Genomic DNA, 25023 nt, shown 5'->3' on the forward strand with positions numbered 1-25023 from the left:
GCGGCGTTCTCCTGTAGCACATCCCGTGAGACGGGTCAATGCCGCGCGTGCTTCGGGGGTCCGATGCCGTGGACCGCGGTCCCGCCAGCCCGTTGACACGGGATGCCGCGGGCCGATACGCTCGCGACGGACGCACGCGGACCGGTGCCGGCAGGTTGAGAGGGAGGACGCGATGGGGAAGAGATACGACCTTGTGGTCGTCGGGGGAGGCCCCGGCGGTTATGTCGCCGCGATCCGTGCGGCACAGCTCGGGCTCGACGTCGCGCTCGTCGAGAAGGAGGACGTCGGGGGCGTCTGCCTGAACTGGGGCTGCATTCCGACCAAGACCCTGCTGCGAAGCGCCGCCGTACTGGACGCCGCGAGGAACGCCGGGGACTATGGTCTGGTCGTCGAGGACGCGAGACCCGATCAGGACCTCCTCAGACAGCGCAAGGAGAGCGTCGTCGAGCGGCTCAGGAGCGGGACCGAGAAGATCCTCTCGAAACGCGGCGTCGACATCGTCCGGGGAGACGCGTCCGTCGCGGAGCCCGGGGCCGTCGTCGTCAGCGGCGACGGGGAGCGCGTCGACATCGAGTCCGGGCACATCATCCTGGCGACAGGTTCCGGCCCCCTCGTTCCGTCGTCCTTCCCGTACGACGGGGACAGGGTCTGGACGAGTCGGGACGCGCTCGACGGGCTCCGGATCCCCGGGAGCATCGTCGTCATAGGCGGCGGCGCGGTCGGTTGTGAGTTCGCCGGCTTCTACTCGTCGATGGGGACCGACGTGACGCTCGTGGAGATGCTGGATGAGATCCTGCCCGGAGAGGACCCCGGTGCGGCACGGCTGCTCCGGGCGGCTTTCAGGAAGCGCGGCGTCGACGTGCGGCCCGGGACCCGCGTCGAGGGGATCGAAATCGGCGACGACTCGGTCACGACGACGCTCGAGGGGGGCGACGAGGTCAACACCGAGCGCGTCCTGCTGGCCATGGGGCGGCGTCCGGCGATCGACGGCGCGGGGATCCCGGAGCTCGGTCTGGCGACGAAGGACGGGGCCGTCGTGGTCGACGACGCCATGCGGACGTCGGTCGAGGGGATCGCTGCCGTCGGCGACCTCGTCGGCGGGTGGCTTCTCGCCCACGTCGCGTCGCGCGAGGGGATCGTTGCGGCCGAGCGGGCGGCCGGCCGGGAGACGACGATGAGCTACCGGACCGTGCCGCGCGTCACCTTCACGCACCCCGAGGTGGCCAGCGTGGGCGTGACGGAGAGCGAGGCCCGGGATCAGGGCCTCGACATCTCGACGGGGCGCTTCCCGTTCGCCGCCTCGGGCAAAGCGGTCGCGGAGGGCGAGGGCACGGGATTCGTCAAGGTGATCGCAGACGCGGACGACGGCGTCCTGCTGGGCGGCGTCATCGCGGGACCGGGCGCCAGCGAACTGGTGCACGAGATCGCTCTCGGGGTGCAGATGCGGGTCCAGGCGGAGGCGGTCGCGGAGATGATCCACGCGCATCCGACACTTCCCGAGGCCGTCATGGAGGCGTGCGAGGCCGTCGACGGTCTCTCGATCCACTCGCTGTGACGCCCAGGGGCGTCGCCGACACGACAATGCCGCGCCCGGTCGGGCGCGGCGTTGTCCTGTTTCGTACGTGAAGGCGGTCGGTGCTAGTCGAGGCAGTCCCGGCGACCCAGCCGTTCGTTCCTCGTATCGAGGTCGACCAGCGTGACGACGACGTCGGTGATCGGGTCGAGGCGTGACCTGGGGATGCAGTCGCTGTAGAGTTCGTGGGCGACGGCGGCTGAGCTCTCCTTGAGGAGGATGTTCTCCATGACGAGATCGGGATCCTCGGGGACGAACCAGAGGTCGATCGTCACGTCGCTCCCGTAGTCGATCAGCTCGGTCATCTCGAAGGTGCCGTCGACCTCGACGGGCGCCTCGCTCATCAGAAGGCCGCCGACGTAGAGCTTGACTGTCACGTCGGTGATCGGCGTACCGTCCTTGCCGGTCACGAGTCCTGTGATGGTCGTCTCGCTGGCACCGCCGAAGCCCGCCCTGCTCGCAGCACGGCCCGCCGGGGGCGATGAAGACCCCGTATCGGGCGTGCCGGACGGGGGCGCGGCGGCCGCGACCGAAACGACGAGAGCCAGAAGCATCACGACGTAGATGCTCCGTTTCATGTGAATCCCACCTTTCTGCATTGCACGCGAACGAGCCTGAGCTTCCCTTCAGATGGTACGAGCGGCCGCGCGGGCTGTCAACGGCAATCAGAAGGCGCGACGGTGGCGGGCGCCCCGGCCGGGTGCTATACTCCGCACCATGGAAGGGATGGACGTGAAGGTCCGCAGAACGGTCCTCTCGACGGCGCTCGTCGCCACGCTGTTCCTGACGCCGGTGGCCTGCCGCGGCGTCGGAAGCGTAAGCACCAGCGCAGCGCGGCCGCTCGGCATGGGAGGGGCCTTCATGGCCGTCGAGGACCAGATCGCCGGCGCGCTCTGGAACCCCGCGGCGTTCAGTCCGCCGGACTGCATCACATCGGGCGGCTTCCGCGCGCATGTCAACATCCTCGGCGGGCCCGCCGTCATCCGGGAGACCGGCCTTCTGACGGGCGTCGAGAGCGATCAGTTCGAAGAACTCGATCTTCCCGAGCGGACGCTCGTCGCGGTGGGCGCCCTCCTCAAGTCGGCTTCTTTCCGAAGGGGAGGTTTCTCGGCGGGCGTCGTCCTCCTCGAGGAGCACCTCGATCCGGTGGCGCTCGTCGAGTCGCAGGGCCTGGCCGACGCGGGTGATCTTCTGTCCGCCTACTACTCGACCGCCGTCGTCTCCTTCCGCCTCGATTCCCGTGTTTCGATAGGGATGGCGCTGACGCTCTTCACTCGGGACGACGGCGGCGAGCGCCGCTTCGGGACGGGCCGTTCCTACGGGGCGCTTCTGAGGCCGAACGACGAGGTCACCGTCGGACTGACCTACGTCGACGTCCCCGCGGAGTTCGGGGACTACCGCAGCAGGATAGAGGGAATCGGGCCGAGGACGATGAACGCCGGTATCGCCTGGCGCCCGCGGGAGCCCCTCGCCATCACGCTCGACCTCAGGGACCTCGCGGAGAAGAGCGGAGAGACCTCGCTCGAACCGAGAGCCGGCCTCGAGTGGAATCTCTGGAACCGCGGCGCACTGCGCGCCGGGGCGTTCAGGGAGGACGGGGGCGACCGGAACGTCCTGAGCATCGGGGCCGGAGCGATCCCGATGAGGCCGTGTTGGCGCGCTCGCGGAGCGCCGCCGGGCGACGAGTACGTTCTCAACTACGCGGTGCTTCTGGCGGACGGAGGGCGTCCTCGGCATCTCCTGTCGGCCGTGCTTCATTTCTGAGGCTTTGCTCTTGACACCTCCGCCGTCGGACGTTGTATCCTCTGGCGGAGTATCACCTTAAGTCACCTTACGCGCCGCTCGGGGCGCGGGACGACCGCTCTCTCAAGGAAGCTGGAGGAGGCTCTGTGATGTCGAAGCCGCTCGGACCCGGCGGCGTGGCTCTCCTGGTCGTGCTGGCCGCCGCATTGCCCGTCCGGTGCGCACTTCTGAGCGACCTGTCCGTCATCCCGAACCCCTTCTCACCGAACGGGGACGGGACGTACGACCAGACGGTCCTGTCGTACACGCTCTCCGACTCGGTCTGGACCGTGGTCGCCGTCGAGGACACCGCGGGCGGTACCGTCCGTGAGCTCTGGTCGGGCTTCCAGAACGCCGGGGATTACGGCTTCGCCTGGGACGGGCGCGGAACGGGAGGTACGGTCGTCGACGACGGGGTCTATACCTTCGCCGCGACCGCCGACGAGGAGCGGAGAACACTGTCCGTCGTGCTCGACACGCGGGCGCCCGAGATCACGGGGCTGAGCGTTACGCCGAGCCGCTTCACGCCGGACGGGGACGGCGTCTCGGACAGCCTGTTCGTCAGGTTCGTCGTCAGCGGCGCCGAGTCGGGCGATCTGGTGACCGTCGACGTCCTCGATGATAGTGAATCCCTCGTCGAGTCCCTCTTCCAGTCGACGAACGCCGGGAGCGTCTCGGTGACATGGGACGGGATGAGCGGCGGCGAGACGGTCGCCGACACGACATACAGTATCAGCGTCGAGACGCTCGACGCGGCCGGGAACGGCGCCATGGAAGGCGGCATCATCGACGTCGACACGGACCCGCCGTCGATCGGCTCGAGCGCCCCCGACACGACCGGAATCGTCGCGACCGACACGACCACGGTCACGCTGACCGGCTGGGTCTACGACCGGGCCGGCGTGGACTCGCTCCAGTACACCGCGGACGACTCAACGTGGACACGGGTTTCCCTCGTGGAGCACGGGTCGGTGCCCGGCGCCTTCACGTGGTCGTTCGACGTCAGCTGCCCCGCGTGCACTCTCGACGTGGCCGAGGAGTCGGTCGGCATCAGACTGAGGGCGTACGACGGCACACTCACGGCCGACGGGAAGGGGCATGTCAACACGGACTCGAGCACGCCCGCTCCTCTGGAGTTCGATGTCTACTTCGATGTCGCCGTTCCCGTGCTTTCGTCCTCCTCCGTCACCGACGACGATTCCGTCTACGAGCCGGGGGAGACCGTCACGATTGAGACGATCTGGGACCAGGGCGGCTACAATATCGACGCGTTCTTCTACCAGATCGACAGCGAGTTCGATGAGGAGGGCGTGACGGTCAGCGACTTCGGCAACGGAAGCTACGAGGTGACGTACACGGTATCCGCGTCGAACACCTACGTTCCAGTCGGTCCCGAGCGCGTGCGCATCGTCGCCTCCGACTACTTCCACTCCGTTGCGGACTCGTCGGTTCTCGTCTCGGTCGAGGATACGCCGGCCTCATCGTCGGGCTTCTCGGTCGACCGGAACAGTTTCGATCCGGGCGAGGGTGAGACCGTGACCGTCGATCCGGGCGACTCGTCCGGCGCCGTCGAGGTCGACATCTACAGCATATCGGGTGCGCTCATCGTCTCGCTCTCCGCGGAGGCCGGCTCCGCCGTGACATGGGACGGCACGAACGCCGACGGCGAGACCGTCGCGAGCGGGGTCTACTTCCTTCTGACGCGTGTGGACGGTGATGAGATCGTCCGCAAGGTCGCCGTCGTCAAATAGCATCACTTGGTCGGGAGGTTCACGACATGTCGAAGATGAGCATCGCGGTCCTTCTCTGCGTCATCCTCGCCGCGGCCGGAGCCGATGAGGCCGTGTCGGCGGGAACATCGGGCGCGCAGTTCCTCGGCGTCGGTCTCGGGGCACGGTCGGCGGCGATGGGCGGAGCATCCGCCGCGATCGTCGACGGCAGAGCCGCCCTCGTCTGGAACCCCGCGGGCCTGTCCCGAGTGGGGGGACAGCTCGTGTCGGTCGCGCACGCCTCCTGGCTCGACGACGCGTCGTACCAGTACGCGACCTACGCCCGCCCGCTCGGATCGAGCGGGGTCGTCGGAGTGGCGCTCGAACAGGGCTCGCTGTCCTGGGACAACACGGGAGAGGGCTCGTTCGAGGCGGGCGACTTCGCCGGTGCCGTCGGCTACTCGCACCTGCTTCGCGCGAACCTCGCGGTGGGCGCCGACGTCAGGTACATCGCGAGCACGCTCGGCGACGACGACGCCTCGTCGTATGCGCTCGACGCCGGCGTCGTCTACCTTCCAACCGACAGGCTGTCGTTCGGCGCGGCCGTCAGACACCTCGGTCCCGGAATGGAGTTCGGCGACGAGAGCGACCCGCTCCCGGTGACGCTCGTCGGCGGCGCTTCGTATCGCTGGCGCGACGTTCTGCTGGCGCTCGACGTCGAGAAGCAGAACGACATGGATGCGGGCGTGCGGTTCGGCGTGGAGTACTCGCCGCTGCCGTACCTCGACCTGCGGGCCGGCCTGACCGGAGGCGCCGACTCGGCGCTCTCGCCGTACTCGGCGGGCGTCGGCTTCAGCTGGTCCGAGAGCTGGATGCTCGACTACGCCTACCGGCCGTCGGACCTCGGCGCCACGCACCAGGTCGCTCTGTCGGCGGCCTTCGGCGGACCCGCCGCGATGGGCTCCGTCACCGAGGAAGGGGAGGGTCTGAGCGAGCCACCGGTACCGAAGACGAACCTCACGGTGCTCAGCGACCTCGTCGCGGAGACGATCGAGGAAGCGGTCGACCGGATGAACATCCCGGAGGGTGCCCCCGTCTACATTCAGCAGTCGGAGTCGCACGGGGCGGGCTGGCTCGTGCAGTCGCTTCTGACGGCGGAGCTGACCGACCGCGGGCATCCCGTTCGCTCGGGCAAGATGACCGGCGGGAACGCCGACGATTCGGAGGACCCGGAGGTGACCTATCAGGTCTCGTACCGCATCGTCGCCTGCGAGATGTCCTATCCGAGGGTCTGGAGAGAGTGGCTCGTCGGAACGAGGAAGGTCGAGCGTCGCGCGGCCGTCGACATCCACTTTCAGCTCTCCGATCTCTCGCAGTCCGTGCTCTGGGCCGGAAGCGCGAAGCGGGAGCGACGGGACGTCGTCCGGGGGTCGAGGATCCCCGAGCTTGTGACGCCCGGGCAGGAGTTCACGACGCCGCCCCTCGAAGCCGGCGGATGGGACAAGGTGCTCGAGCCCGTCGTCGTGGCCGGTATCGTCGGGGGCCTGATCTACCTCTTCTACACAAGCAGATCGTCCGATTAGCACGGGGGGACGTGTGACGACACCATCCAGAAGGCTGACAGTGGCCCTGTCGCTCGGTCTCATCGTAGCGGCGTTCTTCGGGTGCTCGCCGATGCCCGACCTGTCCGAGGCGACGGCCGAGAGCGCCTACGAGGCAGGCGTCGCGGCGATGGCCGCCGAGGACTATCTCATCGCGGTCGAGGCCTTCCGGCGCGTGACGGACACGTACCCGCTCTCGCCGGAGGCGGACGACGCCCTGCTCGGTCTCGCAGACGCGCACAGAGCGGTCCGGGAGTACGCCCTCGCCGAGAACGAGTACCTTCGCCTGACGCAGGAGTATCCAGAGTCGCCGCTTGTGCCGGAGGCCCGCTACAAGCTCGGGGTCACCTACTATGAGCAGTCGCTGCCCGCGTCACTCGATCAGACGATGACCCGGAGGGCGCTCTCGCAGCTCAACAGCTTCCTGGCGACCTATCCAGCCAGCGCGTTCGCTTCGGACGCCGAGGAACTCGTTGACGAGCTGCGTGCCCGTCTGGCGGAGAAGCTCTTTCTCTCGGCCGAGCTCTATCTGTCGCTGAACGACGTCGACGCGGCGGGTGTCTACTTCGAGCAGGTCGTCGAGGACTATCCCGACACCCCCTGGGCGCCGCGCGCGCTCCGGACGTGGGAGCGGAGCCTGAGGGAGGCGGGCGAGACGGCGCGGGCCGACGAGGTCCGCGGCCGGCTGGACGAACTCTACCCCGAAGAGGCCGGCGAACCGAGCCCTCAGGACGGCGGCGGGTCCGGTTCATAGCGCGCTGGCCCTCGAGAGGGAGGCGATCGGTCTGGCACTCGGTATTCTGGGGGGTACGTTCGACCCCGTGCACGTCGCTCACCTGATCGCCGCCGAGACGGCCGTCGACGAACTCGGCCTCGACTCCGTGGTTCTCATCCCGGCAGCGCGCCCTCCGCACAAGGAGGGCGAGTCGGTCTCACCGTTCGAGGACCGTCTCGAGATGGTCCGGCTGGCGATCGCGGACAACCCCGCGCTCGAGGCTTCCGATCTCGAGGCGTCGCGTCCCGGCGCCTCCTACACGATCCAGACGGTCCGCGAGGTCAGGACCAGGTACGCCGTCGACGACCTCTGGTTCGTCATGGGCGCCGACAGCCTCACGCAGTTCCTCACCTGGAAGGACCCCGAGGCCCTGCTCGAGGAGTGCCGCTTCGCGGTGGTTCCAAGGCCCGGCGTCGATCCGGGTGACGCCGATCCACGCGTTCTCGGGCGCACCGTTATGCTCGACATGCCCTTCGTCGGTGTCTCGGCGACAGACATTCGCAGCAGGGTCCGCGCGGGCCGCACGATCCGCTACCAGGTTCCGGCCTCCGTCGAGTCCTACATAAGAGAGAAGAGCCTCTACTCATGACGAACCCCGCGACGAGCGGCCGCGGCGGCCCCGTTCTGGCGCTGGTCGACGGGACCGCTCTGGCCTACAGATCTCATTACGCTTTCATCCGGCGCCCACTGACGGACGACTCCGGTAGAAACGTGAGCGCCCTGTACGGGTTCGCGACCTCGCTCCTGAAGATACTCGACGAACTCGAGCCGTCGCACGCGGCCGTCGCATTCGACCGGCCGGAGCCGACGTTCCGTCACGAGGAGTACGAGGACTACAAGGCGACACGCGAGGCGCCGCCCGACGAACTCATCGACCAGCTCCCGGACATCCAGGAACTCGTCGGTGCCCTGGGACTCCGCGTCCTTGAGCTTCCGGGGTACGAGGCGGACGATGTCATCGGGACGCTGGCTGTCGCCGGTGTCGAACGCGGCTTCCGGCCCGTCATCGTCTCGGGCGACAAGGACTTCCTTCAGCTCGTCAGCGACGAGGTCAGCGTGGTCGATCCCCGGAAGGACATCACGTACGATCCGGAGACGGTCGTCGAGCGCTTCGGCGTGTCGCCCGAGCGGGTCGTCGATGTCCTGGCCCTCATGGGCGACACCTCCGACAACGTTCCCGGGGTTCCGGGAATCGGCAAGAAGACGGCCGTCTCGCTCGTTCGGGAGTTCGGGGCGGTCGAGGACATCCTGGAGAACATCGAGAGCGTCGGCGGGACCAAACGGCGCGAGAAGCTCACGACGCACGCCGACGACGCGCTCCGCTCGAGGTCGCTCGTGACCATCGCGACCGACGCGCCCGTCGAGGTCGAGCTCGACGAGCTTGAGCTCGGGCCGTTCGACGGGAGACGCGCGGCGGACTTCTTCAGGCGGTACGGCTTCAATTCGCTCGTCCGCCGCGTCGCCCCCGGGAGCGGCGAGCGGGACGACGACTACCGTCTCGTCGACTCGCTGGAAGCGCTCGACCGGCTCGTCGGCGAGCTCGGTTCGTCCGGCGGGTTCGCGGTCGACCTCGAGACGACATCGCTCGACCCGATCTCGGCCGACATCGCCGGAGTGGCCGTCTCGACGAGCGCCGGAAAGGGTTGGTACGTGCCGATCGGTCACGAGAGCGGCGTGTCGCTCGACCGCGCTCCGGTGCTCGACCGTCTCGGGCCGCTCCTCGAGGACCCGACGGTCGAGAAGTACGGTCAGAATCTCAAGTTCGACTACCGCGTCCTCATGGCGGCGGGCGTCACCCTTGCCCCGATCAGCTTCGATACGATGATCGCCTCGTACCTGCTGGACCCCGGTCGGAGGCAGCACGGACTCGACGCGCTGGCGATGGACTACCTGTCGCTTCGCGTGACGCCGATCGAGGAGCTCATCGGAAAAGGGAGGAACCAGCTCTCGTTCGACGCCGTCCCGTCGGACGGAGCGCGCGACTATGCGTGCGAGGACGCCGACGTCGCCTATCGTCTGACCGAGCTCCTGCGGGGCCGGATCGAGGACGAGGGGCTGGGCCCGCTCCTGCGTGACGTCGAACTGAGGCTGGTGCCCGTGCTGGCGCACATGGAGCAGCGGGGCGTGCTGATCGACGCGGCCTTCCTCGACGAGCTGGGCGAGCGGTTCGGCGGCGAGCTCGACGACCTCAGGGCCCGGATCTGCGACTGCGCCGGGGTCGAGTTCAACATCGATTCACCGAAGCAGGTCGGAGAGGTCCTGTTCGAGCGACTGGGACTTCCGAAGGGGAAGCGGACCAAGACCGGATACTCGACGGACGTCCGGGTTCTCGAGGGACTCCGCGGGCTTCACGAGGTTCCGGAGCTCATTCTCTCGTACCGCCAGCTCATCAAACTCAAGAGCGGCTACCTCGACGCGCTTCCGAAGCTGGTCCACCCGGAGACGGGGCGGGTGCACACAACGTTCAATCAGACGGTCGCGTCGACAGGGCGGCTGTCGAGCTCGGACCCGAACCTCCAGAACATCCCCATCAGGACCGAGCTCGGACGGCAGATCAGGAAGGCCTTCATCGCGGAGCGCGGACGCGTGCTCCTCTCGGCCGACTACTCGCAGATCGAGCTCAGGCTGATGGCCCATCTCTCGGGCGACGAGACGCTCATCAGGGCCTTCAGAGAGGGCAAGGACGTCCACCTGTCGACGGCCGCCCTCATCCTGGCCAAGGATGAAAGCGATGTCGAGCCGGGCGAGCGCGACCTCGCGAAGACGGTCAACTTCGGCATCATGTACGGCATGAGCCCGTACGGACTCGCGAGACAGCTCTCGATCGACGTCGACGAGGCGGCCGACTTCATCGAGCGCTACTTCGAGACGTATCCCGGCGTCGCCGAGTATACCGACGAGGTCGTCGAACGGGCGGCCGCCGAGGGGTACGCCACGACGATCCTCGGCAGGAAGAGGCCGATCTCGGGACTCGACTCGGAGAACGCCCGGATCCGCGGCCTCGCCGAGCGGACCGCGGTCAATACGCCGATCCAGGGGAGCGCCGCCGATATGATCAAGGTCGCCATGATCGGACTCGACGAACGGCTGGCGTCGGACGGTCTCCCGGCCGACATGGTGCTTCAGGTGCACGATGAACTGGTGCTCGAGGTCGACGCAGACGCCGTCGAGCACGTCGACGCGGCCGTCCGCGAGGAGATGGAGGCGCCGGCCGGCTTCGAGCTCGACGTCCCCATCGTCGTCAACACGTTCACCGGCCCGAACTGGTACGAGGCGCATTGACCGATGACCCGATTCGCGGTGGGATTGACAGGGGGCATGGGCGCCGGGAAGAGCGTCGTCGCGGCGCGCTTCGCCTCGCACGGTGCGGACGTTCTGACGGCCGACGACATCGCCCGCGAGCTTCTCGAACCGGGCGGTCCGCTCCTCGACCGCCTCGTCGGGGCGTTCGGGGAGGACATCGTCCGGTCGGACGGAACGCTCGACCGCGCCCGGCTGGCGGAGCTCGCGTTCGCCTCAGAGGTCGCGACCGACCGGCTGAACACGATCGTCCATCCGCCGCTCGTCGATGAGCTCCTGCGCCGGCTCCGCGAGAACGACGCAGAGATAGTGGTCGTCGACGCCGCGCTCCTGGCCGAATGGGGCATCCTCGACGCGTTCGACGTCGTCGTCGCGGTCGTGGCCCCGGTCGAGGACCGGGTGAAGCGGCTCGTCGCCGCCGGGTACACGCGTGAGGACGTCCTGGCCCGCATGGCGCGGCAGATGGACCCGGAAGCGGTGGCGAACATGTCCGATATCGTGATAAGGAACGAGGGGACGCTGGCCGAGCTCGAGGAGCGCGCGGACGAGGTCTGGCGCCGCATCCTCGCCCTCGCCCGGAAGGAGGAGGCATGAGCAGCGAGCACACGCGCAGGAACGAAGAGCTTCTTCGGCGGCTGAAGGAACTCGAGGACCATCTTTGACGTCGCCGACAAGGAGAGGCGCCGCGCCGAGCTCGAGGCTCTGACCGCGGAGCCCGATTTCTGGAACGACCAGGAGAGGGCCAAGACCGTTCTCGACGAGCTCAACGCCGTCAAGGCGTGGCTCGAGCCGCTGGCCGAGGTCGCCGGACGGCTGGAGGACGCCGCCGCGCTGGCTGAGATGGCCGAGGAGGAGGGCGGAGAGGCGGAGGAGGCGGCCCGCGCCGAGACCGAGAAGGTGGAGAAGCTCCTGAGCGAGCTCGAGTTCCGGAAGATGCTGTCGGGACCGAACGACAGCCGGAACGCGATCCTCGCGATCCACCCCGGCGCAGGCGGGACCGAGTCGGCCGACTGGGCGGGAATGCTGCTCAGGATGTACACGGCGTGGTGCGACGGCCGCGGATACGAGTCAAGCGTGATCGATCTGCAGCCCGGGGACGAGGCCGGCATCAAGAGCGCGACGCTCCTCGTCAAGGGGCCGTACGCGTACGGCTACCTTCGGGCGGAGTCGGGCGTCCACCGTCTGGTCAGGATCTCGCCGTTCGATGCCGCGCACCGCCGGCACACGTCGTTCGCGTCGGTGGCGGCGTATCCCGAGGTCGAGGACGACGTCGAGATCGAGATCTCGGACGCCGACATCAAGTTGGACTTCTTCAGGGCGAGCGGCCCGGGCGGACAGCACGTCAACAAGAGCTCGACGGCCGTGCGCATCACGCACGAGCCGACCGGGATCGTCGTCTCCTCGCAGGCCGAGCGATCGCAGTTCCGCAACCGCGAGAACGCGATGAAGGTCCTGAGGTCCCGGCTGTACGCGCTCAAGGAGGAGGAACAGCGCAAGGAGCAGGAGAAGGCGGCCGGGGAGAAGCAGGAGATCGCGTGGGGAAGCCAGATCCGGTCGTACGTTCTGCACCCGTACCAGCTCGTGAAGGACACACGCACCGGCGCCGAGACGTCGGACGTCGACGGCGTCCTCGACGGTGACATCGACGCGTTCATCGAGGCGTATCTGAAGGCGACCGGCTAGCGAACGCTCCGGTCAGAAGGCGCCCGCCGGAACCGGTCGGTCGGCCGCGCGGGCGGGAGGGAGTTCCGTGGAGAGCAGCGAACGCGGCGTGACGGCCGAGATGAGGCATCACCTGGAGGAACTGAGGGAGGCGGGCGTCGACCCGTACCCGCGGCGCTTCGCCAGAACGCACTTCACCGGTGAGATCGTCGACGCGTTCGACGAGCTCGAGGGGGAGCGCGTGACGGTCGCCGGACGGCTCATGAGCATCAGGTCGCACGGGAAGGCCGGCTTCGCCGACATCGCCGACGCCGGAGGGAAGGTCCAGCTCTTCGTTCGGCAGAACGATGTGGGCGACGAGGCGTTCGCGGTGTGGAAGCTCCTCGACGTCGGAGACCACGTCGGTGCGGAGGGCGAGGTCATGAAGACGCGGACGGGGGAGATCAGCGTCCGCGTGAAGTCGGTCGTCGTCCTGTCGAAGGCGCTCAGGCCGCTGCCCGAGAAGTGGCACGGCATCAAGGACGTCGAGGTCCGGTCGAGGCGCCGGTACCTCGATCTGATCGCGAACCCGGAGAGCCGGCGCGTCTTCCTGGCGAGGAGCGCCGTCGTCCGGTCGATCCGCGATTTCCTCGACGAGCGCGGCTTCCTTGAGGTGGAGACGCCGATCCTCCAGCCGATCTACGGGGGCGCCTTCGCGTCGCCGTTCGTGACCCACCATCACGCCCTCGACGCCGACCTTTACCTCCGCATCGCGGACGAGCTCTATCTCAAGCGGTTGATCGTCGGCGGGCTCGAACGGGTCTTCGAGATCGGCAAGGACTTCAGGAACGAGGGGATGGACAGGACCCACAGCCCCGAGTTCACCCAGCTCGAGCTCTACCAGGCGTACGCCGACTACGAGGACATGATGGAGCTGACCGAGGCGATGATCGTCGCGGCGGCGACGGAGGCGACCGGCGGCACGACGGTGTCCTGGCAGGGCACCGAGATCGACCTGTCGCCGCCGTGGCGGAGGCTGACCGTCGACGACGCGCTCAGAGGGGCCCTCGGGGTGGGGGCGGACGCCCCGGCCGACGACCTCAGGAGCGCGCTCCGGAAGGCAGGCGTCGAGATGCCGGAGGACGCAGACCGCGCCGGGCTCATCGAGGAGGCTCTCTCCGAACTCGTCGAGCCGAACCTCGTGCAGCCGACCTTCCTGATGGACTACCCGAAGGAGATCTCGCCGCTGGCGAAGGAGAAGCCGGAGACGCCCGGCATCGTCGAGAGGTTCGAGCCGTTCATCGCAGGGATCGAGATCGGGAACTCCTTCACGGAACTCAACGATCCGGTGGAGCAGCGCGCCAGGCTGGAGCTCCAGGAGAAGCAGCGCGCAGGAGGCGACGCGGAGGCTCAGGGCATCGACGAGGACTTCCTGATGGCCCTCGAACACGGCATGCCGCCGACGGGGGGCTTAGGGATAGGCGTCGACCGGCTCGTCATGCTGCTCACCGACTCCGCACACATCCGCGACGTGATCCTCTTCCCCGCGATGCGGCACGAGGCGGGGGACTAAACGACGTACGGCAAGGGACCTGGAGACGGGGATGTCGTTCGAGTGGTTCGTCGCCTGGAGGTACCTCCGGGCGAAGCGTCAGACGAAGTTCATCTCGATCATCACGGTGATCTCGATCGTCGGGGTCATGGTCGGCGTGATGGCACTCGTCGTCGTGCTCGGGGTGATGAACGGGTTCGAACAGGAGATCCACGAGCGCATCATCGGGATCAACGCTCACGTTATCCTGCTGCGGTACGGCAGCGATCCCATCCGCGACTATCAAGGCGTCACGGAGCGACTCGCCGCGGTCGACGGCGTGGTCGCCGCGTCCCCGTTCACGTACTCGAAGGCCATTCTCAAGGGTCCGGGAAGCTCGGACGGCGTCGTCGTGCGGGGCATCGACGTCGCGCTGGAGTCTGAGGTGACCGACTTCGACGCGAACGTCGAGCCGAGGATCGAGACGCTCGAGGCACCCGGGGGAGCGACGCCGAAGATCGTCCTCGGCGACGAGCTCGCGGAGCGCGTCCGCGCGACCGTCGGCGACACGGTGGCGATCTCGTCGCCGTTCGACTACCGGGTCACGCCGATGGGCATCATGCCTTCTGTGCGGTCCTTCGAGGTGGCCGCGCTCTACAACTCGGGGATGTTTGAATACGATCAGATGCTCGTGTACATTGACCTGGCGAATGCCCAGTCACTTTTCAGGCTGGGAGACGGCGTGACGGGCGTCTCGGCCCGCATCGACGATCCGTACGAGGCGCCGTCGGTCGCGCGGTCGGCCGTGGAGGCCCTCGGCGGCTTCCCGTACAGAGCGAACAACTGGATCGAGCTCAACAGGAACCTCTTCACCTGGATGCGGACCGAGAGGAAGGTGATGTTCTGGATCCTGTCGCTCATCATCATGGTGGCCGCCTTCAATATCGCGAGCACGCTCATCATGGTCGTGATGGAGAAGACGAAGGACATCGGCATCATGAAGTCGATGGGCGCGGGGGCCGGGTCGATCCTCAGGATCTTCGTTTTCGAGGGGCTGGTCGTCGGCTTCTTCGGTACGATTCTCGGGCTGGTCGGCGGCTGGGTACTCGCGACGCTCATCGACCGCTACCAGTTCGTGACGCTGCCGGGCGACGTCTACCCGATCGAGACCCTGCCGGTCGAGATGCGTCCCATCGACTTCGTCGTCGTCGCGGCCGCCGCCATCGCCATCAGCTTCGCGGCGGCCCTCTATCCAGCCTGGAAGGCCTCGCGTCTCGAGCCGGTCGAGGCCATCAGGAGGGAGTAGTCGCGTGCACGAGGTGAGGGCACGGCTCGAGGTCGCCGACGTGACGAAGAGCTTTGAGACGGGAGGAAAGCGTCTCGAGGTTCTTCGCGGCGTGAGCATGGACGTCGGCGCCGGTGAGATCATCGCCATCGTCGGGCCCTCCGGGGTCGGGAAGAGCACGCTCCTCCACATCATGGGGGCGCTCGACCGGCCGACGACAGGGTCGGTCCGCATCGACGGCGTCGACGTCTTCGATCTGCCCGACGCCCGTGTGGCGGCGTTCCGGAACAGGACCATCGGGTTCGTCTTCCAGTTCCATCATCTGATGCGAGAGCTCTCGGCCGTTGAGAACGTCATGATGCCGTGTCTGATCGCGGGGAGGTCGAGGCCCGAGGCCCGCGAGCGCGCTTCGGAGCTCCTCGGACGCGTCGGGCTCTCCGAGAGGGCCGATCATCTCCCGGGCGAGCTTTCCGGCGGAGAGGAGCAGCGTGTCGCCGTCGCCCGGGCGCTCGCCGTCGACCCCCTGGTCGTGCTCGCCGACGAGCCGTCGGGGAACCTCGATCGAGCGGGGAGCGAGGAGCTGCACGATCTCATCTGGGAACTGAGGGACTCCTTCGGGCAGACGTTCGTCATCGTGACGCACAACCGGTCGCTCTCGTCCCGGGCCGACCGCGTGGTCGTGCTCCGTGACGGGTTGGTGGTCGACGCCGAGAGGGAGGTCTCCGGTGCCGCAGCCGTGTGACAGATGTGGGAAGGCGCCGGCCGCCGTGCACTACGCCGAGGTCGTGGACGGGCGGCTGTCCGTCTGGGCGCTCTGCGAGACGTGCGCGCACGAACGCGGCGTCGCGACGACCCTCCCGTCGTTCGCCGGTCCGCTCGTCGGCATCCTGATGGGGCTTCTCGAGGACGACTCTCTCGAGGAGACGCCCCCCGACGCGGCGTGTGACGAGTGCGGGATGAGCTACGCGGACTTCCGGAGAACGGGCAGGCTTGGATGCGGTGCCTGCTACGACCGTTTCTCATCGGAGCTGGCTCCGCTCCTCCGCCGCATCCACGGCAGCACCCAGCACCTCGGGCGCATGCCGTCGGGCTTCGAGGCTCAGTCCGTCAGAAGAGAGGAACTCCGGCGTCTGAAGGCCGACCTCCGAAGGGCCGTGTTCCGGGAGGAGTACGAACGCGCCGCCGAGCTCAGGGACGCTATCCGGTCGATCGAGCGCGCATCCGGGGAAGAGGGCGATGGCAGCAGCCAGGCTTGACGCGATCATGAGCGGCCCAGCCGCCTGGCTCTCAGGCGCCGGGCCGCACTCCGAGGTCTTCCTCTCGACGCGCGTGCGCGTCGCGCGGAACCTCGACAACGTCCCGTTCCCCGAGCGGGCCTCGAACGACGCGCTCGTTCGCGTCCGGGAGCGCGTGCTCGACGCGGTCGCCAGGAACAACTACCTGATGAACGCCCGCGTCGTCGTGATGGACGATGCCGATTCCGCAGGTCGCCAGGCGCTGGTCGAACGTCACATCATCAGTCCCGCCTTCGCGGCGTGCGGCGAGGGAAGGGCCTGCATCATCGGCGAGCGCGAGGTCGTCTCGGGCATGATCAACGAGGAGGACCACCTCAGGCTGCACTGCATCCGCTCGGGACTTCAACCCGTCGATGCCTGGCGGCTCCTCGAGAGAGTCGACTCCGAGCTGGACCGGAACTTGCATTATGCCTTCTCCAGCGACTGGGGTTTTCTCACGGCCTGTCCGACGAACGTCGGCACGGGGATCCGTGTGTCGGTGCTGGCGCACCTGGCGGCCCTCGCACGCATGAGGAGGGCCACGTCGGTGCTCGCCGGGATCTCGAAGCTCGGGCTGTCCGTCCGGGGCTTCTACGGCGAGGGCAGCCAGGCGACCGGCAGCTTCTTCCAGATATCGAACCAGACGACGCTCGGTCAGTCGGAGGACGACATCGCGTACACGGTGGAGCGGGTCGCCGGCCAGCTGGTGTCCCTCGAGGAGGAGGCCCGGGAGGACCTCCTGGAGCGGGAGCCGCGCCGCCTCGAGGACGAGGTGTTCCGCGCCTACGGGGCGCTCAGGAACGCGCGGCTTCTCAAGGCCGAGGAGGTCATGGAGCTCTGCTCGGTGCTCCGCCTCGGCGTGGCGCTCGGTCTCATCGACGAGGTGTCGCTCGGCACGGTCAACAGACTGCTCGTTGTCACGCAGCCCGGACACCTGATGATGACCCACGGCCGCTCGGACGCGTCGGCCGCATGGGACGCGGCCAGAGCCGAGCTGGTCAGACGCGAGCTCTCCGAACCGAACTGATGGTCACTCTGCGCCTTCGGCGCGACGAGGTTCCCAGGGAGGGGACGGATGCAGAGACGACAGAGGGAGTTCACGCCGCGGGTTCGCCGTGTTCTCTACTTCGCGAGGGAGGAGTCGATCCGCCTCCACCACGACTACCAGGGGACGGAGCATCTGCTCCTCGGCATCGTGCGCGAGGGCGAGGGCGTGGCCGCCACCGTTCTCCGCGAACTCGGCATCGATCTCGACACGGTCCGTGAGATGGTCGAGTCGTACGTGGCTCGCGGTTCCTACGGGACCTCCATGAAGGAGAGCCAGTGGACCCCCCGGGCCAAGACCGTCCTCGAACTCGCGCGGGAGGAGGCCCGGATCCTCCACCACCAGTACATCGGCACGGAACATCTCCTTCTCGCACTGATCCGCGAGGGTGAGGGGGTCGCGGCCAAGGTCCTGCGCGATCTGGATGTCGATCTCCGAACGGCCCGCGAAATGGTCATGCGCGTCCTGGGCGGCGGCACCGGCGGCGAGACGACGGAGCAGGCGGCGGAGCGGGCCGCGGAGACGCCGACGCTCGACCAGTTCGGGCGGGATCTGACGGAGCTGGCTCGGCGCGGCGAACTCGACCCGGTCATCGGCCGCCAGCGGGAGATCGAGCGCGTCATCCAGGTGCTCTCGCGCCGCAAGAAGAACAACCCGGTGCTCATCGGCGAGCCGGGCGTCGGGAAGACCGCTATCGTCGAGGGGCTGGCGCAGAAGATCGTCGCGAGCGACGTTCCCACGACGCTCAAGGACAAACGGCTCGTGATGCTCGACCTGTCCTCGACGGTCGCGGGCACGAAGTACCGCGGACAGTTCGAGGAGCGTCTCAAGACACTGATCAGCGAGATAGGGGACAGCGACAACGTCATCATCTTCATCGACGAACTGCACACGATCGTCGGCGCGGGCGGCGCCGAGGGTGCGATCGACGCGGCCAGCATGCTGAAGCCGGCTCTCGCCAGGGGCGAGCTGCAGGCGATCGGCGCGACGACGCTCGACGAGTACAGGAAGCACATCGAGAAGGACGGAGCGCTGGAGCGCAGGTTCCAGCCGATCATCGTCGATCCGCCGAGCGTCGATGAGACGATCGGGATCCTCAAGGGGCTTCGCTGTCGATACGAGGAGCATCACTCCGCCGAGATCACGGACGGGGCGATCGTCTCCGCGGCGAAGCTCGCCGACCGTTACATCTCGGACCGCTTTCTCCCGGACAAGGCGATCGATGTGATCGACGAGGCCGGCGCGCGCGCCCGCCTCGAGATGAGTGCCATTCCGAACGAGGTCCGCGAGCTCGAGAGGGAACTCGACCGCATCTCCTGTGAGAAGAGGACGGCGAGCGATGACCAGGAGTTCGAACGCGCGGCGGAGCTTCGTGACGAGGAACGCGAGGTCCAGGAGAAGCTCGAGACGGCGCGGAAGGATCTTGTCCAGTCGAAGCACACGAGGAAGGCGCAGGTCGACACCGAGGACGTCGCCGAGGTCGTCTCCAGCATGACCGGCATTCCGGTCAGACGGCTCGCTCAGGAGGAGAGCGAGAAGCTCCTGCACATGGAGGACGAGCTCAGGAAGCGCGTGGTCGGACAGGACGAGGCCCTCAACATCGTGTCGAAGGCCGTCCGCCGGAACCGCGCCGGACTCCGTGACCCGCGCAGACCGATCGGGTCGTTCATCTTCCTCGGTCCGACCGGCGTGGGGAAGACGGAGCTCGCCAGGACACTCGCGTCGTTCCTCTTCGAGGACGAGACGGCTCTCATCCGGCTCGACATGTCAGAGTACATGGAGCGTTTCGCGGTGTCCCGACTCGTCGGGGCGCCCCCCGGCTACGTCGGGTATGAGGAGGGCGGCCAGCTGACAGAGAAGGTCCGGCGGCGGCCCTACTGCGTCGTGCTGCTCGACGAGATCGAAAAGGCTCATCCCGACGTCTTCAACATCCTCCTTCAGGTGCTGGAGGACGGTCAGCTGACCGACAGCTTCGGCCGCACGGTCGACTTCCGCAATACCGTCATCATCATGACCTCGAACGTCGGAGCTCGCGACATCGCGCAGGGTCCCGGCATCGGCTTCAAGCTGGGCGAGGAGATCGACATCTACGAGAGGATGAAGGGGCAGGCGACCGAGGCCCTGAAGCGCGTCTTCAATCCCGAGTTCCTGAACCGCGTCGACGGCACCGTCGTCTTCCACGCCCTGGGCGTCGAGGAGATGGGCAGCATCGTCGAGATCCTCCTCCGGGATGTCGAGAACCGCCTGAAGGAGGCCGGCATCAGGCTCAGGATCAGCGCGAGCGCCAAGGAGCTTCTGATCGAGAAGGGCTTCGACCCGGCGTACGGAGCGCGGCCGCTGAGGCGCGCCATCCAGCGCTACCTGGAGGACCCTCTGTCCGAGGAGGTCCTCAAGGGCAAGCACGACGAGGGCGGTCTGATCCTCGTCGAACGCCGGGGCGAGGAACTGGCGTTCAAGACGTCCCGCAAGAAGATGGAGACGGCGGCCCGCTAGGGCCGCCGTCCCGCACCTCCGCCTCCGGCGCGAGGGGCGCCGGGCGGAGGGTTCCCGCCGACCGAGGAGCGCGGCACGCATGCGTCACCGCCGCTGGGTGATCTTCGTCATCCTCGTGCTGATACTGCTTCCTCCAATGGCAGTCGTATCGGTCAGGGTCGCCTCCGAGCGGCCCGGCTTCCGCGAGGCCGTGCTCGCGCGCATCCTCCCGGAATCGGGCGCCGAGCTGTCGGTCGGGGACCTCTCGCTCGGACTGGCCTCTCTCACCATGTCGGACATCGTCGTCGACCTGGGCGAGCGCGGGTCGCTGCGCGTACCGCGCGCGTCGGTCGACGTCAGCATCCAGAAGCTCCTGACGAGCGGCTTCGACGTTCGCCGCGCCGTCAGCTCCATCCTCATCGACTCTCCACGCGCCGAGCTTGTCATCGACGCCGGTGACGCCGATTCGACCGCTCCCGCTCCGTCCCCAAGGGAACTCGACGAGCTCATTCCGGACTACGTCGCGGTGTCGGACGGCGAGCTCAGGCTGTCGTCGCGGTCAGGCGGGACGCTGCTTCTGAGCTCGTTCGATGCGCTTGCGTCCAGGGATGCCTCGGGCGATGTCACGGGGAGCTTCAGCGGCAGTCTGCTCGGGGGCAAGGGGAACCTGACGGGCGACATCGTGTCCGGCGCGGCGGGGCTCACGGTGACGCTCAGCGTCGACGAAGCCGCCCTGCGTCCCGGACTCCCGTTGCCGCGGGGGATGGTGCTCGACGTCACGGACGGCGTCGCGACGGTCCGGGCCTCTGCCGCCGTCGACACCTCCGGCTTCGATCTGGCGGTCTCGGGAACGCTCGAGGAGGGCCTTCTCGAGTTCGAACGACCCGAGGCGCGCCTGACCGGCGTCTCCGCGGAGGCGTCCTACCGCAGCGACACGCTGACGGTCGGGAGGTTCGACGGCGATCTCGACGGGACGGCGGTCGCCCTCCGGGGAAAGGCGGACGTCGCCCGGGGCCGCTTCGCAGGCTTCAAGGTCGAACTGGACGGCGTCGCCATCGATCGGCTGCTGACGCTGGCCGGGGCCGAGAGCCTCGAAGTCCGCGGCGTCGCCGACGCCACCGTCGTGCTCGACGGGCCGTTCGACGACGCGGGGGCGGCAGCGGTCGTCCGGCGGGCCCGCGGAAGGGCGCGCGGCGTGGCGTTCTCGGAGCTGCGCGCCGAGCTGGCGTTCCGCGACGGCGTCCTGACGGTCCGGGAACTGACGTCGGCGGCACTCGGCGGAAACCTCATGCTCAGTGGAACGGCCGACCTCGACGCCGGTGAAGTGAGTCTCACCGGCGGCGCGTTCGGCGTCGACGCCCGTGAGCTCGCGGAGCTTGTGGGCGATGTCGAGGCCGACGGCTCGGTCGATGTCAGGGACCTCTTCGCCCGCTACGAGGGGGGACGTCTGGAAGGTGAGGCGCTCGTCGCGTGGGGCGATCTGCGAGTCGGAGAGCTCCGTCCCGGTGCGGGCGCCGGAGGGGTCGTCCTGGCCGACGAACTCCTGGCGGCCACGCTGGAGTCACGCTCGGGTGACTGGCGCGTGACCGCGGAGGTCGAGTTCGTAGGCGCGGAACCCAACGTCGCGCTCTCCGCTGCTCTCGAGAACTTCGCGGTCGACTCTCTGGCCCCGCTTCCGCCTGCACTTTCGGGAACGGTGCTCGACGGCGAGGCCGGCCTCCGCGGGCCGGCCGACAGCCTGGTCCTCTCGGGGACACTCAGAGCCCTGAGCCCATGGTTCGCCGCGGACATCGACCTCGACGGGGAGGCCGACCTGGCGGGTGCGGAGCGGCGTCTGGCAGCCGCCTTCGCTGCAGTACCGTTCGAGATCAGAGGTTTCGAGACCGAGCTCCGCGGACGTCTCGAGATCAACGGTGACGGTGGTCTCGGGGGCTGGGCGACGGTCGACCGCCTCGGTCGTGTCGAGGCCGAGGTGGGGCCGGGTCCCGGCCGGACGCTCTCGGCCGGTCTCGTCGTTTCCGAGGCGCGTCTCGAGGACGTCTTCGCCGTCGCCACGGGCGGGGTCCCGCCCCCCGGGCTCGCAGGCTTCGTGTTCGTCTCGGCGTCCGCGTCCGGAACTCTCGAGAGGCCGGTCGTCACGGGGCAGCTTGAGATTGCGGACGCCGTTGTAGGCGCGGTAGGCGACCTCTCTGCGAGCGGCGAGGTCGCGATCGAGGGTGACTCGCTGCGCATCGAGGGACTCACCGTCCGCGAAGGCGGGAACGTGTTCCTGCGGGGTGCGGGGTCGGCCGTAGCCGACGGCCCGCTGTCGTTCTCCATCGCCGGGGAGGGCGTGCCTGGACAGCTTCTGCGGGGCACAGAACGGACGCGATTCGATGCGACGGTCGGCATCGGGGGAACGACGTCCGACCCGACGGTGGACGCGCGCCTCGAGTCCGAGGGCGGCACGTTCCTCGGGATCCCGTTCGACGATCTGGTCGCGCGCGTGACGGGGGCCCGCGGGACGTTGACACTCGACCCGCTCGCTCTCGAGCGGCGGAACGCCTACAGGCTCTCCGCCGAGGGAAACATGCCGCTCGAGCTTCTCGGAGAGGGGGAGGGCGACGGGGAAGCGACGCTCGACATCACCGTCGATGGTGACCCCATCGCCCTCCTGGTCGAGGCGTCGGGACTCGGGACGAGCCACGGAGGACGCGGCTCGCTCCACGCCAGTCTCGTGGGAGAACCCGATGAGATGGTGGTGGCGAACGCCGAGGTCGACGCGACGGCCACGCTCGTGCGGCCGTCCGAGATCATCGAGGAGCTGCGCGACGTGTCGCTCGAGCTTGAGATCGTCGACGGGGCCGTCGTCGACGGGTCCGTCTCCGGTACGATCGACGGCCGCACTGGGACACTCGAGAGCGTCCGTCGGCGGGTCGTGGACGGCCGCATACTCCCGCCGCTCGACATCGGCGGCGTCGATGCCGGTGTCCTCGCGCTGGGCACGGACGGGGGTGTCCGCGTCAACATCCCGGGGCTCATGACCGAGGGGGAGTACGGCAGACTGGATGTCGCCGGGCCGGCGGGCGGAGACCACTTCTACTTCACGGGCCCCGGGAGCCGGGCGACGCTTCTCGGGCAGGTGGAGTTCTCCGACCTATCGTTCATCTACCCTTTCGAAGATGACGACGGGGATGAAGACGGCGGGACGAACCCGATCATGGACGCCGAATGGGCCATCACGATGCGGGCCGGGCGCAATGTCTGGTACAGGAGGGCGGACGCCGATGTGAAGGTCGAGGAGGGCGGCTCTCTCGAGTTCAGGGGCAGCCCGGACGGAGGGACCCTCTGCGTTCGCGGGCGTCTCGAGTCGACCCGAGGAACAGTGACCTATCTCAACAGGGACTTCGACCTCCGGACGGCCTTCGTCGACTTCCCGTTCTTCTGCGAGCCGCCACGCTTCTTCGTGGAGGCGGAGACGCGAGTGGAGGACGGGACGACCGTCACGCTGACGATGGACTCGTACGAGCCGGCCCTCACCTTCGCCGGTACGGGGGCGACGCTCGATGAGAGCGCCATCACGCTCGCGTCCGACGCGCCGGAGGACGATTCGGAGGAGGAGATCCTCTCGCGCCTCCAGTACGGCATGGGGTTCGCCCTGCTCGAGGGCGAGGAACAGGCCGCGCTGGAGCGGCGACAGGCGCTCGATGTGGTCGGGGGGCAGCTCTCGATGAGGGTTGTTCGGCCGATCCTCGCGCCGGTCGAGACCCGGATCCGCAGGAACCTGAATCTCGATCTCGTGCGCATCGACGTCGATTTCGTCGAGCACTTCCTGTCCCAGCTCGATCTGTGGCGTGCACAGGAGGGGAGTGCGCAGTACCTGCCGTTCCTCGTAAGGTCGAGAATAACGCTCGGCAAGTACCTATCGCGCGACTGGCTCATGTCGTACGTCGGCACCACGAGAGCCTATCAGGACGACGTCGCCGAGCAGAGCCTCGGGCTCCGTCACGAGCTCGGCATTGAATACGAGGTGTCCCGCAATACGTCTCTCTCCATGCGGGTCGTGTACGACCCGGTCATCCAGGACTGGGACCGTCGGCTCTCCATCGAGAACCGCTACGAGTTCTGACCCGCCGAAGGCCGGAAGCCCTTATCACATCTTGATTTGCGCGTTCCAACTCAGGGTTTACACGTTCGGAACGCTGTGCTAGCATTCGCGGATGACCAGCCGGTCACACGGGGGTAACTGTATGCGAACACGCTGCTACATCGTGCCCGCTCTCGTTCTGGGGCTCCTGCTCGCGACCACCGTCCTCTCGTTCGCTCAGACGGTGTCGGTCGTCGATGTCGAGGGGAACTCGCGCGTCAGCAGAGACCGCGTTCTCCTGACGTTCGGCGTTCGTGCGGGCGAGGAACTGCGGCCCGAAAGTCTCCGCGAGGGCATCCGGAGACTCTACGAGACAGGGCAGTTCTCCGACGTCGACGTCTACGCCGAGCAGGCGGCTGACGGTCTCAGGCTGATCGTCACGGTCGAGGAGCGGCCGCGGGTCGCCGGGATCGAGGTCGAGGGCGTCGACGACCTGTCCGAGGACGAGGTCCTCGAGAAGATGGCGATCACCGAGGGCGATCCGTACGACCGGGGGCGCGTCGAGGATTCCCGCGTTGCGATCGTCGAGCTCCTTCGGGAGAAGGGGTTCGTGTCGGGAACGGTCGAGATCGAATCGGACCGGACGGCGGCCGACGCCGTCAGACTCCGCGTGGTCGTCGACGAGGGCACGCGTGTCGTCGTCCGCCGCATCGAGTTCGTCGGCAACGAGGCCCTCGAGGGGGCAGATCTCGAGAAGGCGATGGAGACGAAGGAGGACCGCTGGTGGCGCACCGACGCGTTCCTCGATGAGGATGTGCTGGAGGAAGACCTTCTGCGCATCGCGGAGCGCTATCGTGCGGAGGGTTACATCAACGCGAGGGCGACCGGCTACGACCTCGAGTTCGAGGAAGAGGGTCAGCGGGTCGTCATCAGGATCACGATCGACGAGGGAAAACTCTACGAGGTCGC

At 67.9% G+C, this 25023-nt stretch carries 18 protein-coding genes; 17 read left to right on the forward strand and 1 reads right to left on the reverse strand.

Translation table 11 applies throughout. The features are described from left to right. Positions 1-172 precede the first annotated feature (172 nt). Positions 173-1555, forward strand: a complete 1383-nt coding sequence (lpdA, locus tag GF405_08290) for a dihydrolipoyl dehydrogenase (GenBank protein MBD3368150.1) — start codon at positions 173-175, stop codon at positions 1553-1555. 83 nt (positions 1556-1638) lie between these two features. Here the strand turns inward: lpdA and GF405_08295 are convergent, their stop codons facing one another. Next, complete coding sequence (locus GF405_08295) at positions 1639-2151, reverse strand: hypothetical protein (GenBank protein MBD3368151.1); 513 nt, start codon at positions 2149-2151, stop codon at positions 1639-1641. A gap of 154 nt (positions 2152-2305) precedes the next feature. Here GF405_08295 and GF405_08300 point away from each other — a divergent pair, with 154 nt between their 5' ends. The 16 genes from GF405_08300 to GF405_08375 all read left to right on the forward strand — a co-directional run. After that, positions 2306-3337: a hypothetical protein gene (locus GF405_08300; protein ID MBD3368152.1), complete on the forward strand. Its 1032-nt coding sequence runs from the start codon at positions 2306-2308 to the stop codon at positions 3335-3337. 128 nt (positions 3338-3465) lie between these two features. Beyond that, positions 3466-5106, forward strand: coding sequence for a hypothetical protein (locus tag GF405_08305; GenBank protein ID MBD3368153.1), 1641 nt, complete (start codon positions 3466-3468; stop codon positions 5104-5106). Positions 5107-5132: 26 nt separating this feature from the next. Continuing rightward, positions 5133-6647, forward strand: coding sequence for a PorV/PorQ family protein (locus tag GF405_08310; protein MBD3368154.1), 1515 nt, complete (start codon positions 5133-5135; stop codon positions 6645-6647). A gap of 13 nt (positions 6648-6660) precedes the next feature. After that, complete coding sequence (bamD, locus tag GF405_08315) at positions 6661-7419, forward strand: outer membrane protein assembly factor BamD (GenBank protein ID MBD3368155.1); 759 nt, start codon at positions 6661-6663, stop codon at positions 7417-7419. A gap of 31 nt (positions 7420-7450) precedes the next feature. Beyond that, on the forward strand, positions 7451-8029 hold the full coding sequence (locus GF405_08320; GenBank protein MBD3368156.1) for a nicotinate-nucleotide adenylyltransferase: 579 nt from the start codon (positions 7451-7453) through the stop codon (positions 8027-8029). Beyond that, positions 8026-10722 (forward strand): DNA polymerase I, encoded by a 2697-nt coding sequence (gene polA, locus GF405_08325; GenBank protein MBD3368157.1) that lies wholly within the window; start codon positions 8026-8028, stop codon positions 10720-10722. Before GF405_08320 ends, polA begins: the two co-directional genes overlap by 4 nt. Positions 10723-10725: 3 nt before the next feature. Beyond that, entirely contained in the window at positions 10726-11334 is a 609-nt protein-coding gene (locus GF405_08330) for a dephospho-CoA kinase (GenBank protein MBD3368158.1), read from the forward strand. Next, positions 11331-12423 (forward strand): peptide chain release factor 2 gene (locus GF405_08335; GenBank protein MBD3368159.1). Its coding sequence is split into 2 segments (ribosomal slippage): positions 11331-11399 and positions 11401-12423, totalling 1092 coding nucleotides; the frame shifts between segments, so codons are not numbered across the junction. Before GF405_08330 ends, GF405_08335 begins: the two co-directional genes overlap by 4 nt. A gap of 100 nt (positions 12424-12523) precedes the next feature. Next, on the forward strand, positions 12524-13954 hold the full coding sequence (gene lysS, locus GF405_08340) for a lysine--tRNA ligase (GenBank protein ID MBD3368160.1): 1431 nt from the start codon (positions 12524-12526) through the stop codon (positions 13952-13954). A 31-nt stretch (positions 13955-13985) separates the two neighbouring features. Beyond that, the gene (locus tag GF405_08345) at positions 13986-15218 is read left to right on the forward strand and encodes a lipoprotein-releasing ABC transporter permease subunit (protein MBD3368161.1); all 1233 of its coding nucleotides are present in this window, start codon (positions 13986-13988) and stop codon (positions 15216-15218) included. Positions 15219-15315: 97 nt separating this feature from the next. Further along, on the forward strand, positions 15316-15939 hold the full coding sequence (locus GF405_08350) for an ATP-binding cassette domain-containing protein (GenBank protein MBD3368162.1): 624 nt from the start codon (positions 15316-15318) through the stop codon (positions 15937-15939). Continuing rightward, positions 15923-16453 (forward strand): hypothetical protein, encoded by a 531-nt coding sequence (locus GF405_08355; protein MBD3368163.1) that lies wholly within the window; start codon positions 15923-15925, stop codon positions 16451-16453. The genes GF405_08350 and GF405_08355 overlap by 17 nt, the downstream gene beginning before the upstream one ends. Beyond that, on the forward strand, positions 16434-17498 hold the full coding sequence (locus GF405_08360; GenBank protein MBD3368164.1) for an ATP--guanido phosphotransferase: 1065 nt from the start codon (positions 16434-16436) through the stop codon (positions 17496-17498). Before GF405_08355 ends, GF405_08360 begins: the two co-directional genes overlap by 20 nt. Positions 17499-17546: 48 nt before the next feature. After that, on the forward strand, positions 17547-20009 hold the full coding sequence (locus tag GF405_08365; protein MBD3368165.1) for an AAA domain-containing protein: 2463 nt from the start codon (positions 17547-17549) through the stop codon (positions 20007-20009). Positions 20010-20088: 79 nt separating this feature from the next. Then, positions 20089-24096, forward strand: a complete 4008-nt coding sequence (locus tag GF405_08370) for a hypothetical protein (GenBank protein MBD3368166.1) — start codon at positions 20089-20091, stop codon at positions 24094-24096. 91 nt (positions 24097-24187) lie between these two features. After that, positions 24188-25023 (forward strand): hypothetical protein (locus tag GF405_08375; protein MBD3368167.1); only part of this gene is annotated, 836 nt, incomplete at its 3' end.

This window comes from Candidatus Effluviviaceae Genus V sp., from assembly GCA_014728125.1.
Lineage (GTDB): Bacteria > Joyebacterota > Joyebacteria > Joyebacterales > Joyebacteraceae > WJMD01.